Source organism: bacterium (assembly GCA_035281585.1).
In the GTDB taxonomy this organism is placed as follows: Bacteria; UBA10199; UBA10199; order DSSB01; family DSSB01; genus DATEDP01.
In genome coordinates this window covers 1-13332 of sequence record DATEDP010000034.1, presented here as the reverse complement: position 1 = coordinate 13332, position 13332 = coordinate 1, and the positions used below count along the sequence as shown (strand labels likewise).

Sequence of the window (13332 nt, the reverse complement as noted above, 5' to 3'; positions counted from 1 at the left end):
TTATATAAAATTAATACACAATTTAGTTTAATTGATATATTAATTTTATTAATTTTAATAAAATAATATATCATCTCACTAATATTTTTGGAAAATAAGATAGAAAATCTTGAAGATTGCATCATTTTCGCCTAACGTCGTCTCTTGTAGATCACGCCTTTACGGGACGAAACCATGAGTGCAGAAATCGAAAAACGAGCCGAGACGCTGAAGCCGAAGAAAGAATCGAAGCTCGTGAAGAACCATGTTCAGAAGATTCGGGAAGAGCAGCTGATGAGCAAGGCTGAGTTGGCCCGCAAGGCCGGACTTTCGGCGCTGACCATCGATCGCGTCGAGGGCGGGATGAGCTGCCGGATGGACACAATGCGAAAGATCATTCTCGCTTTGGGTTTCAAACTCTCGGAAAAGGATAAAGTTTTTCCGGAAGAATGATTGATGACCGCACGATTTTGTAGGAGACCATCCCCGTAACCCTACGGGGATTTTTTTTCGATGCAGCCTTTGACCAAACTTCGTTATCTCACCGCCGGCGAGTCCCATGGCCCGGCGCTCACCGCCATCCTCGAGGGGATGCCCTCCGGTCTTTCGCTCCCCAAGGAAGAGATCGACCGGCAGCTGGCCCGGCGCCAAAAAGGTTACGGCCGCGGCGGCCGCATGAAGATCGAGACCGACCAAGTCGAGATCCTGGCCGGCGTTCGCCACGGACTGACCCTGGGCTCGCCGATCTGCCTCCTGGTCCACAATAGCGATTGGAAGAACTGGCAGACCGAAATGAGCATCGGGCCCACCGATCAGCCCTTGAAACGGCTTGTCACCCGGCCTCGGCCCGGCCATGCCGACTTGGTCGGCGGTCTCAAATACAATTTCCGCGACCTGCGCAACGTCCTGGAGCGGGCCAGCGCCCGCGAAACCACCATGCGGGTGGCGGCCGGCGCCGTCGCCCGCCGTCTGCTCGAGGAGTTCGGCGTCAAGATCGCCGGCCATGTCACCGCGGTGGGGGCCATCCGGGCCCAAAAGATCCAGGCCTCGGCCGAAGAGATCCTCGCTCAAACCGAGGATTCGCCGCTGCGCTGCCTCGACAAGGCCGCTGAGCCCCTCATGGTCGAGCTGGTCGACCAGGCCAAGAAGAAGGGCGATTCCTTGGGCGGCATCTTCGAGGTGATGGTCGAGGGCTTGCCGCCCGGCTTGGGCAGCTATGTCCAATGGGACCGCAAGCTCGACGGCCGTTTGGCCCAGGCCATCCTCAGCATCCAAGCGGTCAAGGGTTGCGAGATCGGCGACGGCTTCGAGAACGCCCTCAAGTTCGGCAGCGAGGTCCACGACCCGATTTTCTACGACGCCCAACGCAAGGCCTTCACCCGTTCCAGCAACCGGGCCGGCGGAATGGAAGGCAGCATGACCACCGGCCTGCCGCTCATCGTCCGCGGCTTTCTCAAGCCGATCTCGACCCTCTACGAGCCGCTCCACTCGGTGGACATCGAAACCAAGGAAGAGTTCCAGGCCAGCGTCGAGCGCTCCGATACCTGTGCCATTGCCGCCGCCGCCGTCATCGGCGAGGCGGTCGTTGCCCTGACTTTGGCCGACGCCTGGCTCGAGAAGTTCGGCGGCGATTCGATGGCCGAGCTCCGCCGCAACGTCGAATCCTACCTCCTCCAAGTCCAAGGATATTGATGAGTCAGCTACCGCCACGCATCGTCCTTGCCGGCTTCATGGGCTCGGGAAAGACCTCGGTGGGTCAAACCCTGGCCAAGCGGCTGAATTACGCCTTCGTCGACACCGACACCGTGGTCGAGGGCTTGAGCGGCAAGAGCATCCCCCGGATCTTCGCCGAGGAAGGCGAGGAGATGTTCCGGCGTTGGGAGAGCATGGCCATCGACAAGGCTCTGGCTGAGCCCATGGCCGTCATCGCGGTGGGCGGCGGGGCGGTCTGCTTCCGGGACAACCTCGATAAGCTCGAAAAGAACAGCCAACTGGTCCTGCTCAAGGCCCAGATCTCGACCTTGCTCAAACGGCTGGAAGGCGATTCGAGCCGGCCCCTGCTCGAGGGCGACCGCGAAGCCAAGCTGCGCGAGCTGTGGAATCAAAGAGCGCCGTTTTATGCCAAGATCGGGCTGCAAATTCCGACCGACGGCTTCAGTCCCAAGCAAGTGGCCGAGGAGATCCTCAAGGTTCTGCCGTTGGAGGCCGCATCGCTTCGAGTCGAGCTCGGCGAGCGCAGCTATCCGCTTTATTTTCAAAAAGATGGCTTAAGCTACCTCAACCTGCTCTTGCAGCGTCATTGCCCGGCCGAAAAGGTGGTGCTCGTCACCAATGAGGTGGTGAATCGCCTCTACGGCAAGGCCGCGATCCGCGAGTTGAAGCGCTCCCACGAGGTCAAGCTCCTGGTCCTGCCCGACGGCGAGCGCCATAAGAACCTCAAGACCGTCGCCCAGGTCTACGCCAAGCTGGTCGAGTTCAAGGTCGACCGCCGGACGCCGATTCTGGCGATGGGCGGTGGGGTGATCGGCGACCTGGTGGGCTTCGCGGCGGCCAGCTTCCTGCGCGGGGTGCCCTTCGTCCAAATTCCGACCACGCTTCTGGCTCAGGTCGACAGCTCGATCGGCGGCAAAACCGGGGTCGATCTGCCCGAGGGCAAGAACCTGGTCGGAGCCTTCTATCAGCCGCGCTTCGTCCTGATCGACGAGAAGTTCCTTCAAACCCTGAAGCCTCGGGAGCTGCTCTGCGGCATGGCCGAGGTGATCAAGTACGCCGCCATCTTCGACGCCAAGCTGTTCCGGACCCTGGAAAAGGACATGGCCGCCCTTCTCAAGGGCAAGGGCGCCGGCTTGGAGGCGGTCGTCCGGCGCTGCTGCGAGCTGAAGGCTTGGGTGGTGGAGCGCGACGAGCGCGAAACCCTCGGCTTGCGGGCGAAGCTCAACTTTGGCCACACCTTGGGCCACGCCATCGAAAGCCTGACCCACTACAAGAAATTCACCCATGGCGAGGCCATCGCGATGGGGATGGTTTTCGCCGGCCGTCTCTCGATGGAGAAGGCCGGATTGCCGGTCCGCGATTTTCAGCGGCTGAAGGCCCTGATCGAGGCCGCCGGTCTGCCGGCGGAAATGCCCAAATTTCCGCCCGCCGCCTATCGTAAAGCCTTGATTCAGGACAAAAAAAGGGTGTCGTCGAAGCTGCATTTCGTTTATTTAAACAAGATCGGAAAGTCGGCCGTGATCCCGACGCCACTGGAAGAGGTCCTCTGATGCCCATCGATTTCCCCCCGGTTTTTTACACCGCCACGATGGTCAAGATCATGCGCGAGCAAGGCAGCAGCCAATACGCCATGGAGCTGGCCGAGCTCATCCTGCGCGAGCGACCGGATCACGAAGAGGTCCGCCAGCTTTTGCAAGAGATGAAGGAAGAGGCCAAACGGGCTTTCGAGCGCTTCAAGAGCGCCGGCAGCGGCGCGCCGAAGCCGCCGGAAGCGCCGTCGATCGAAGCGCCCTTCGATTTGGGCGGCGTTCGACCGGCTCCAGCGCCCGACGACGAAGTCACCCGCGAATACAAGATCACCGACTTTGGCGACCTCACCGACCCGGCGATCCACGATCCCATCGTCGAGCTCGAATCGACGCGCGAGGGCGCCCACCTGACTTTGGTGGAAAATCCGGAGCCGGCCCTGAGCCCTCGCGACCGCAAGATCCAAAAGCTCGAGTCGCTCCTCGGCCGAGTCCAGGAGTGGAGAAAGGGCTTCGATGCCTCCGGCCAAGCCTAAGATCCTGGTCATTCACGGGCCCAACCTCAATCTGCTGGGATTGCGCGAGCCCGAGGTCTACGGTGCAGTCACCCAACGCGACATCGACCGCAGCCTTCAGGTCATCGCCAAGGAAGAGAACCTCAGCCTGAAAATTTTCCAGTCCAACAGCGAGGGCGCCTTGGTCGACGCCATTCAGCAGGCGGCCGGCAGCTACGACGGCATCCTCATCAACCCCGCGGCTTACACTCACACTTCGGTGGCGCTGCGCGACGCGGTGGCAGCGGTGGGCTTGCCGGTGGTGGAGGTCCATCTTTCCAATATCTACAAACGCGAGGAATTCCGGCATCATTCCTTTATCGCCCCGGTGGCGGTCGGCCAGGTCTCGGGTTTCGGGGCCTACAGCTACGTCCTGGGCCTCTACGGCCTCATCCAAGAGATCGATCGGCGCTCCGGCGACGTAAGTCCCAAGAGGAAGCGGCGGGGCAAAAAGGCGTAATGGCGGAAAAAATCTCCAATCTATTCAAGGGCCTCTTCAAGAAGAGCGGTCCCGATCAGGAGTTGAAGGACTTCATCGCGATGTCGGCCAAGGACCCGACCGACATGCGCCTTAAGCTCAAGGTCGGCGAGCTCTATTTCAAGAAAAAGGACATCCGCAACGGCATCGCCTGGCTGCGCGAGGTGGCCGAGCACTACAGCGAGAACGGCTTTTTGCTGAAGGCGATCGCAATCTACAAAAACATCCTCAAGTTCTCGCCCGGTTCGGTCGAATTCAACGAGAAGCTCGGCGAGCTCTATCACAAGATGGGCATGAAGGCCGACGCTTCCCAGCAATATCAGATCGTGGTTCACAACTATCTGACCCATGGCCGGGGCCCCGACGCGATCCGGGCCAGCCAGAAATTGATCGAGGCCGAACCCGAGGAGGCGAGGCATCGCCTCAAGCTGGCCGAGATCTATTTCAACCAGGGCATGCAGGAGGAGTCGCTTCGGGAGTACGAGAAGCTGGCCCGCGATCTGCGCAAGGAGATGAAGCATCTCGACGTGCTGGTCGAAGTCTACGAAAAGATCCTGCTCAAGCGGCCCAAGGAGCTGGGCCTGCTCAAGGAGCTCTGCATCTTTTACCTGAAGCTGAAGAATCCTCAGAAGGCTTTGCGAAAAATCGAGAAGTACAAGCTGGAGGAAGACCAGGGATTCAAGCCGATCTACGCCAAGGCGCTCCAGCTCAAGGAATACTTGGCCAAGACCCAAACCAAGGAAGAAACCGGCAAGGTTTCTGAGGAAGAGTAAATGACCCCCCCCCTTTGGAAAAGGGGGGCAGGGGGGATTTAAAACCGTGGCATAACCCGAAGCGACCTTTTCGGCAAAGCCACCGTCTTAAATCCCCCCAACAAGTTCGGAAAGGGATTAACATCATCGAGAAGTTTTCCTGGCGACATTAAGTCGCCAGTTTGCCTTCTCGATTCCCCCTTTTTCAAAGGGGGGAATTTTGAATAGAAAGTTTTATGAGTTCCAAAAACAAGATCGCCGGCGTCAAGGGCATGGAAGACTTGATCGATCCGGGCGAGGCGAAAAAGTGGCTCTGGATCGAGGCGACCGCGCGGCGGATTTTCGCCCCGGCCGGCTTCCGTGAGATCCGGACGCCGATTTTGGAGGAGGCCAAGCTTTTCGAGCGCGGGGTCGGCGAGACCACCGAGATCGTCGAGAAGGAGATGTATACCCTCCTCGACCGCAACGAGAAGCGCTTGGCCATGCGCCCCGAGGGGACGGCGCCGGTGGTGCGAGCCTTCATCGAGCACTTCACCTCGCACAATGTCCAAGAGGGGCGCTTCCTCTACATGGGTCCGATGTTTCGCTACGAGCGGCCCCAGAAGGGAAGGCTGCGCCAATTCCACCAGATCGGGGCCGAGATCTTCGGCGCCGACCATCCTTTGCTCGACGCCGAGATGATCGCGCTCAGCCACCAACTTTTCGCCGAGCTGGGGCTCTCGGCGCTGACCTTGAGCCTGAATTCCTTGGGCGAGCCGGCCGACCGTGAAAAATATCGCCAGTCCCTCGCCGAATTTCTCGACGGCATCAAGGGCTCGCTCTGCGAGGAATGCCAGCGGCGGATCGTCCGCAATCCGCTGCGGGCCCTCGATTGCAAGAAGCCGGGCTGCATCGACGCCACCGCCAAGGCGCCGGCCATCGCCGAGTTTTATTCCCCGGAAGCGGCCGATCATTTCGCCGCGGTCCAAGCCGGCCTTCGGGCTCTCGGCGTGCCGTTTCAGCTCAATCCCCGGCTGGTCCGGGGCCTCGACTATTACGAAAAGACCGTTTTCGAATTCTTGAGCGCCGACCTCGGCGCCCAGAACTCGGTGGCCGGCGGCGGTCGCTACAACGGCTTGGTCGAGGAGCTGGGCGGTCCCCAGGTCCCGGCCATCGGCTTCGCTCTCGGCATGGAGCGGCTGGTTGCGATCTTGCCGCCCAATACCGCTTTCGCCGGCGAGACCCCGCGGGTCTATTTGCTGGCCACCGATCCGGAATCGGAACGGATTCTTTTTCCTTCCTTGAAGGCGCTGCGCGAGACCGGCGCCGTCGTCGAGATGGATTTCGGGGGCGCCTCGCTCAAGTCCAAGATGCGGCGGGCCGATCGCTGGAACGCCGACTGGGTGGCGATTTTCGGCGAGGAGGAGAGAAAGAAGAACATCGTCATCCTCCGCGACATGAAAAGTCAGAGCCAGGAGGAGATTCCCTTGGATGAGATTTTCATGCGGCTGATCGCGCGCTATCCAACCAAGCACCCTGGGGCGTAACGATCGATTACCACCCAAATTATCAACCCGTTAATGGCCCCCTGAAATCGCTATATTTTTTCTAAATGCGCTGGCACGGTGATTGCTATTGGAGAGTGTATGAAAATCTTCAGCCTCCGCCCGCGCATCTTGTTCTCCCTTCTGACGGCTTTGGGTCTTGGCGTCTTCGTCGGGGCCGGTTGTGGCAGCGACTCTCCACCGCCGCCGCCGGCCGACACGATCTTCACCAATGCCACTTTCTTCACGATGGCCCCGAGCGGCGCTTCGGAGGCCCAGGCTTTGGCGGTCGGCGACGGCCAAATCGTCGCCGTCGGCTCGGAATCGGAGGTTTTCGCCTTCGAGGGGCCCAACACCCAGGTGGTGGACTTGGGCGGAGCTTTCGTCTTTCCCGGATTCATCGACACCCATTCCCATACGATCGGTTACGCCTTCTTCAACGATCCGGAGAAGTGGCTCGACGTGAGCAGCGTGAATCTATATTTCAAACCCTTGCCCGGCGATCCGCGCTGCACCGAGCCGAACAATCCCCAGAAGTGTTTCATCCCGGTCACCAATCAAGACCAAGTCCTGGCTCGAATTCAAGCCAAGGTGGATGAAGACCCGGCCAGCAGCAAGCCGGTGCTGGGCTATGGTTACGCCAACGGGCGATTGGGCTCGACCGGCGCTTGCAGCGAGCTCGGCTTTGCCTGTCCCAATTTTCAGGGCGAGAGTCCCAACGCCCGCGAGGCGCTGGACGCGATTTCGCCGACTCGGCCGATCGCCATCGCCGCCTCGACCGGCCATTTCCTTTTCGTCAATACGCCGGCTCTCGCCATCACCAACATTTGCGGCACCGACGGCTCCGACCCCGGCACTTGCCATTCTCCGGCTTACAACGCCGACTATGAGACCGGCCTCGCCCAGACCGGCGTCTTGGTCGAGGATTTGGCCCTCTACGGCACTGGCGTCTTCCAGCAGCAGATCTTGAAGGAGGATCCCTTCGCGACCTTCAACTTGCTGAAGAAGGGCGTGGAGATCTACGCCCAGCATGGCTTCACGACGGTGCAGGAAGGGGCGGCCGAGGAATTCCAGGTGGAGATTTACGACATCATCACCCAAGATCCGGACTTCCCGGTTACGGTCCAGCTTTTAGCCTATTCCGGGTCGAGCAATTTCCAAGATGCGATCAATACCGCCAATAAAGGCGCCGAATTGGCCGCCAAGAATCCCCGGATTCGGATGGCGGGCATCAAGACCTTCGCCGACGGCTCGGTGCCTTGCTATACCGGGGCCTTGACCCAGCCGTATTTCGAGATTTTTCCGCCCAACCCGGCGGGATTCACCGGGATCGTCGATTTGACCGAGGCCGATCTCTCCACCCAGATCGCTGCGGCCCACGCCGCCGGTTACCCGATCGCCATCCACATGAACGGCGACGAGGGCGTCGACAACGCCTTGGCGGCGATGCAGGCCAACAAGGATCCCGACATCATCGACATCGCGATCCATCTTCAGTTGAGCGATCCCGAAGATTACCAGATCGTGAAGGATCTCGACGCCCAAGTCACCTTCTTGATCGCGAACAATTATTACTTCGGTTTGCCCTACTGCCAGCAAATCCTCGGGCCGGAGCGAGTCCAGACCGCGGTGAACCCGGTCGGCGACGCTCTCGAAGCCGGCCTTCCGATTCGGCTTCACTCCGACTCGCCGGTCACGCCGCCCGATGCCTTGTTCATGATATGGGCCGCCGTCACCCGCGAAGCCCAGCAGATGCCTTGGTATCCCAATCAGGACCCAACGGCATGTCCGAGCGTCTTGGCGCCCGATCAGGCCATCACGATCGCCCAAGGCATGAAGGCTTTCACGATCGATTCGGCGGCGCTCTACGGCTTGGAAGAGGAGGTCGGCAGCCTCGAGGTCGGCAAGTTCGCCGACCTGGTGGTGCTCTCGGCCAATCCGCTCTCGATGGAAGCGGATCCGGACCAGCTTTCGACCATCCAAATTCAAAAGACGGTCCATCGCGGCAAGGTCTACGATAATCCCAAGGCCGACGATCCGCCCATTTGGCCGGATTGATTGCCGACCCGCAACCTGCTATGAACCTTAGGCTCGGGTAAGGGTGGGTTTATGGCAATGCCCAAGATCGACAAGGGATTGGAAGCCTGGCTCGACGCTCCCCAGATCATGATCTGGATGACCAATGAAAAGCACCAGTGCGTCTACGGAAATCAAGCCTTGTTCGATTATTTCGGCTTCTCTCTCGAGATGATCGAGGGCTTGAACTGGCTCGAGACCATCCATCCCGACGATCGCGACCGGATCCGGCGCAACCAGGAGTTCGCGGCCGGCCATTACCAGAATTTCCGCCAGGAATACCGGACCAAGGGCAAGGACCGGAAAGATTATATCTGGGTCTTGGACCTCAGCGTGCCGCGCTTCGGTGCCCAAGGAGAATTCCTCGGCTATATCGGCTCGGTGATGGATATCACCCAGCAGAAGCTTCAGGAAGAGGAGCTCAAGACGGCCCAAAGGCGGTTGGAGCGGGAAATCCTCCAAGTCAGCGACCGCGAGGCTTTCCGTATCGGCCGCGACCTTCATGACGAGATGTCCCAACATCTCTTGGGGATCGCCTTGAAGGGGATGCTGCTGGAGCGAAAGCTGAAGAAGCGCAATCTGCCCGAGGTCTCGGTGGTCCAGGAGATGACCGAGGAGATCAACCAAGCCATCGCCAAAACCCGAAAGATCGCCCAGTCGCTTTTCCCCCAGGCCCTGGGCAAGAAGGATTTTTTGGCGGCCCTCGGCGACCTAGCCGAAAAAATACGGACTTCCTTCGGCGCCAATCTGCAGCTCAAGATCGGGGCCGAGCGCCTCACCCTCGATCCGGAAAAGGCGGTCCACCTTTACCGGATCATCCAAGAAGCGGTGACCAACAGCATCCGCCACGGCCGGGCCGAGAATATCGAGGTGGTGATCCGCAATGCCGAGGGCGGACGGAGCCTGCTCGAGGTTCGCGACGACGGCAGCGGCTTCGCCCAGCCTTTTGAGCCGGCCGAGGGCTTGGGTCTCCAAATCATGGAGTATCGGGCGCGGATGATCGGGGGCCGGCTGGAGATTAAGCGGAGCGAAGCCGGCGGGATCGTGGTAAGATGCGACTACCCTTCGTGAGGCAGAGCGATGAAGAAATCGAAAATCGTCGTGGTGGATGATCATCCCATCGTGCGGCACGGCATCGCGCTGCTGCTGGATGACACCGATGATTTGCGGGTCTGCGGCCAGGCCGGGACCGCCAAGGAAGTGCTGCCCCTGCTGGAAAAAACCCGTCCCGACTTGGTCCTGCTCGACCTTTTCTTGCAAGGAACGATCGCGGTGGAGCTCATCCGAAAAATCCGCGAGCGCTTTCCGAACCTGCCGATCCTGGTCCTCTCCGTCCAAAGCGAGGCGCTGTTCGCCGAGCGGGCCCTTCAAGCCGGCGCCGACGGCTACGTCGTCAAGGAAGAGGCCACCGCCGAAATCCTCCAAGCCATTCAGGCCCTGCTCGAGGGCGGCGTCTACGTCAGCAAGAAATTGGTCGACCGGATGAGCTTCAAGGTCGTCACCGGCGATTCGCGCAGCCGCGAATTCGTCGCCAAGCTGAGCGACCGGGAGCTTCAGGTGCTCAAATTGTTGGGCGACGGGGCCAGCATTCGCGAGGCGGCGGCCGATTTGGCGTTGAGCGCCAAGACCGTCGAGACTCATTGCGCCCGGATCAAGCGGAAGCTTCACCTGCGAAATGCCAACGAGCTGTTGCGCTTCGCCGCCCAATGGCAGTCCCAGCTGTCGGGAATCTCCCGATAGCCTCGGGTGGCTGTCATCCCGAGCGGAGCGAGGGATCCACTGCGGAGCTGTTTCGCGCCATTGTCGCCGTAGTGGATTCCTCGTCGCTTTGCTCCTCGGAATGACAACTTTCCTCACCCCTCGTTAGGGATCTTCCCGACTTGTCGGATTTTTTTCAGCTCCCGATAATTTCATCGTTCTTGAAAATTCGAAGCTGCCAGCAGCGGGGAGGCCCCATGAAGACTCTAAAAAAGCTCATACCGGGTATTGGTCTTTTTTTACTGAGTTGCGGCGCGGCGGTCGATCGGCCGGCGCCGCCGGCAGCCGCTCCAACCGAGGTTAAGGCGTGGGGTTCCCCCCAACCTCCGCACGAGTCGGGCGTCGGATTGGGTCTCTATTTCTTCAATGGAGTCTGGAATCCCGATTTGGATCCTTTGCCCAATCCGGCGCGTCCGACCCGGCTGAGCGTGGTCGACGGCAATCGACGCTACTTGCAGGAGCTCTACCTCGTCTCTTCGGTCCCGACGACCTTGGAGCAAGGCATCGACCCGGTGATCGAGACCGGCGACTTCGCCGGCCTCGATTGGAGCGGCATCCAGGAGGTGGGAGAGGATTGGCGGGTCGAGGCCAACGGCTTCACCTATCAACGCCAAGTGTTTTACCGCGATGCCCGCTGGATGCGGACCAACAGCGAGTTCGAGATCTCGGCCCATGACGGCAACGGCAACAAGCTTTCGGAGCTTGAAGTCAAGGCCGGCCGCGACGACCGTTGGCGCCAAAGCGACGACGCCTTCGAGCGCCGTTTCGTCGCCCGGGTGGTCAGCACCGGTTGCGCCGCCCAAGGCGTCTGCGAAAATCCCGAAGCCCTCCACTTTGCCCAAGCCTTCGTCCAGCTGCGGACCTCGCTGCACCCCGACAATGATTTCAAGATTCCGGCCGCGACCAAGAAGCTGAAGATCCGCTGGTCCGAATATCCGGGCAAAGTTTGGAAAGTGAAAGTCGATCATTCGGCCCCCGCCGACACCGGCTACGGCTTCGGCGTCGAGCTGGCCGAGGTTTCGCCGCCGGCCCGGGGCTACTACCTGCCGGGCGAGGCGATCAACGTCCGGGCCACCTTCGTGGATGGTGAGGGTCAGCCGCTCTTCCCGGCCGGCTCGCTCCCGACTTACCGACAAATGATCAATCGCGAGCCGGCCTCGAAGGGCCTGCGCTACCTGACCTTCGCCGATTTCCCGATGCTCTATTGGGCCCATAAGGACCAGCAGGCCGACATGGAGACCTTCTTCGGCGGTCCGCTTCATAAAATGACGACGGTCGGCTCGACCCCGATCACGCCCTTCGTCCTCTTCGCTCCGCAGATCCAGAGCGCCGACCGGCCCAACGACGGCTGGAACGGCTTCGTCCAAATCGTGCCGCCGACGCCGATCACCTTCGGTTGTTTGCTCGATCCGACCTCGCCGGCCTGCGACGCGCCGGTTTCCGATATTTTCACCTTCACAGTCCCGACCGACGCGGAGGAGGGGACCTACGTTGTCGGTATCAAGGGTCGCCGGGAGTGGGAGGGCGAGCCCTTGCAGAAGGCCGCCTCGCTCCGCGTCCAGGTCGGGACCGACCAAGCGACCGAGTTTTTGCCTTTCCACGTGGCCGGCATGAACAACAATTGCGCCAGCTGCCACGTCGGTCCGGCGGCGCTGCCCAACGCCGCCCACGGCTTCGAGGGCCTCAACGAGGTCGGGCCCGAATGCCTGACCTGCCACACCAGCGGCTATTACTTCGAGCCCGATGCCGGGATCGACACTCGGCTGCGCTACATGCACGACACGACGCGACGCCTGTTCGCGCCCTGAAGCCTTTCTTTGCGAGCGGCAATAAGCCAGGGGGGAGTCCACTTAATATGAGCCCTATAGTGGACTCCCCTTTTTTCCTCGCGTATATTCGCGGGCATGACCCTCCCCAGTCCCTTTAGCCCCGAGCATGAGCTCTTTCGCAAAACCGTTCGTGATTTCGCCGAAAAGGAGCTGCTACCCCACAAGGAAGAATGGGAAAACGCCCGCGGCTTCCCTCGCGAGGTCTTCCGTCGAGCCGGCGAGCTGGGCCTGCTCGGCGTTTGCTTTCCCGAGGAGTATGGCGGCAGCGCCGGCGATTATTGGTTCAAGGTGGTCTTCTGCGAGGAGATCGTCCGCTGCAAGATGGCCGGACTGGCGATGGACCTCATGGTCCAAGCCGACATTGCGACGCCGATCCTGGCCTTCCTCGGCACCGAGGAGCAAAAGCGGGAATTCCTGATCCCGGCGATCAAGGGCGAGAAGATCGCGGCTTTGGGCATCACCGAGCCGGGCTGCGGCTCCGATGTCGCCAGCATCACGACCCGGGCCGAGGTGCAAGGCGAGGACTACGTCATCAACGGTGCCAAGACCTTCATCACCAACGGCGGCCGGGCCGATTTCATCACGCTGGCGGTGCGCACCGGCGGCCCCGGCTTCAAGGGCATCAGCTTGGTCTCTTTCCCGACCGACACCAAGGGCTTCGCGGTCGGCAAGAAGCTCGAGAAGATGGGCAACCATTCCTCGGACACCGCCCTGCTCTTCTTCGAGAATTGCCGCATTCCCCGGCGCTACGTCATCGGCGAGGAGAACCAGGGCTTCGTCTACATTATGAAGAATTTCCAAGGCGAGCGCTTGGTCGCCGCGATCACCTGCGTTTCGGGATCGGAGCTGACCTTGGCCGAGACCATCCGCTATTGCCAGGAGCGCCAGGCCTTCGGCAAGCGGGTGATCGACTTTCAGGTTTGGCAGCATAAATTCGCCGAGCTCGCGACCCAGATCGAAGCCGCCAAACGCCTGAACTATCACGCGGTGGCCTTGTTCAACGCCGGCGTCGAATGCAGCAAGGAAGTTTCGATGGCCAAGCTCTTCGCCGGCGACTTGGCCCAACGGGTGGCCTACGATTGCCTTCAGGCCCACGGCGGCGCCGGCTACATGGAAGAATACGACCTCTCGCGCTTCACCCGCG

General features: G+C 60.6%; 12 protein-coding genes. All 12 read left to right on the top strand.

From position 1 onward, the window contains the following. Nucleotides 1–174 precede the first annotated feature (174 nt). A complete protein-coding gene (locus VJR29_02470; protein ID HKY62257.1) occupies nucleotides 175–432 on the top strand; it encodes a helix-turn-helix transcriptional regulator in 258 nt (85 codons plus the stop codon). Between the two features lie 69 nt (nucleotides 433–501). Next, nucleotides 502–1671 (top strand): chorismate synthase, encoded by a 1170-nt coding sequence (aroC, locus tag VJR29_02465; protein ID HKY62256.1) that lies wholly within the window; start codon nucleotides 502–504, stop codon nucleotides 1669–1671. Next, the gene (gene aroB / locus VJR29_02460) at nucleotides 1671–3242 is read left to right on the top strand and encodes a 3-dehydroquinate synthase (protein HKY62255.1); all 1572 of its coding nucleotides are present in this window, start codon (nucleotides 1671–1673) and stop codon (nucleotides 3240–3242) included. The genes aroC and aroB overlap by 1 nt, the downstream gene beginning before the upstream one ends. Further along, nucleotides 3242–3754 (top strand): hypothetical protein, encoded by a 513-nt coding sequence (locus VJR29_02455; protein ID HKY62254.1) that lies wholly within the window; start codon nucleotides 3242–3244, stop codon nucleotides 3752–3754. Before aroB ends, VJR29_02455 begins: the two co-directional genes overlap by 1 nt. Next, the gene (aroQ, locus tag VJR29_02450; protein HKY62253.1) at nucleotides 3735–4232 is read left to right on the top strand and encodes a type II 3-dehydroquinate dehydratase; all 498 of its coding nucleotides are present in this window, start codon (nucleotides 3735–3737) and stop codon (nucleotides 4230–4232) included. The genes VJR29_02455 and aroQ overlap by 20 nt, the downstream gene beginning before the upstream one ends. Further along, complete coding sequence (locus VJR29_02445; GenBank protein HKY62252.1) at nucleotides 4232–5023, top strand: tetratricopeptide repeat protein; 792 nt, start codon at nucleotides 4232–4234, stop codon at nucleotides 5021–5023. The genes aroQ and VJR29_02445 overlap by 1 nt, the downstream gene beginning before the upstream one ends. Before the next feature lie 215 nt (nucleotides 5024–5238). Further along, on the top strand, nucleotides 5239–6528 hold the full coding sequence (gene hisS, locus VJR29_02440) for a histidine--tRNA ligase (protein ID HKY62251.1): 1290 nt from the start codon (nucleotides 5239–5241) through the stop codon (nucleotides 6526–6528). A gap of 99 nt (nucleotides 6529–6627) precedes the next feature. Then, complete coding sequence (locus VJR29_02435) at nucleotides 6628–8583, top strand: amidohydrolase (GenBank protein HKY62250.1); 1956 nt, start codon at nucleotides 6628–6630, stop codon at nucleotides 8581–8583. 51 nt (nucleotides 8584–8634) lie between these two features. Next, entirely contained in the window at nucleotides 8635–9672 is a 1038-nt protein-coding gene (locus VJR29_02430; protein ID HKY62249.1) for a PAS domain S-box protein, read from the top strand. A 9-nt stretch (nucleotides 9673–9681) separates the two neighbouring features. After that, on the top strand, nucleotides 9682–10341 hold the full coding sequence (locus tag VJR29_02425) for a response regulator transcription factor (protein ID HKY62248.1): 660 nt from the start codon (nucleotides 9682–9684) through the stop codon (nucleotides 10339–10341). 365 nt (nucleotides 10342–10706) lie between these two features. Next, nucleotides 10707–12167, top strand: a complete 1461-nt coding sequence (locus tag VJR29_02420) for a cytochrome c3 family protein (GenBank protein HKY62247.1) — start codon at nucleotides 10707–10709, stop codon at nucleotides 12165–12167. Between the two features lie 96 nt (nucleotides 12168–12263). Then, on the top strand, nucleotides 12264–13332 hold a 1069-nt coding region (locus VJR29_02415; protein HKY62246.1), incomplete at its 3' end, for an acyl-CoA dehydrogenase family protein.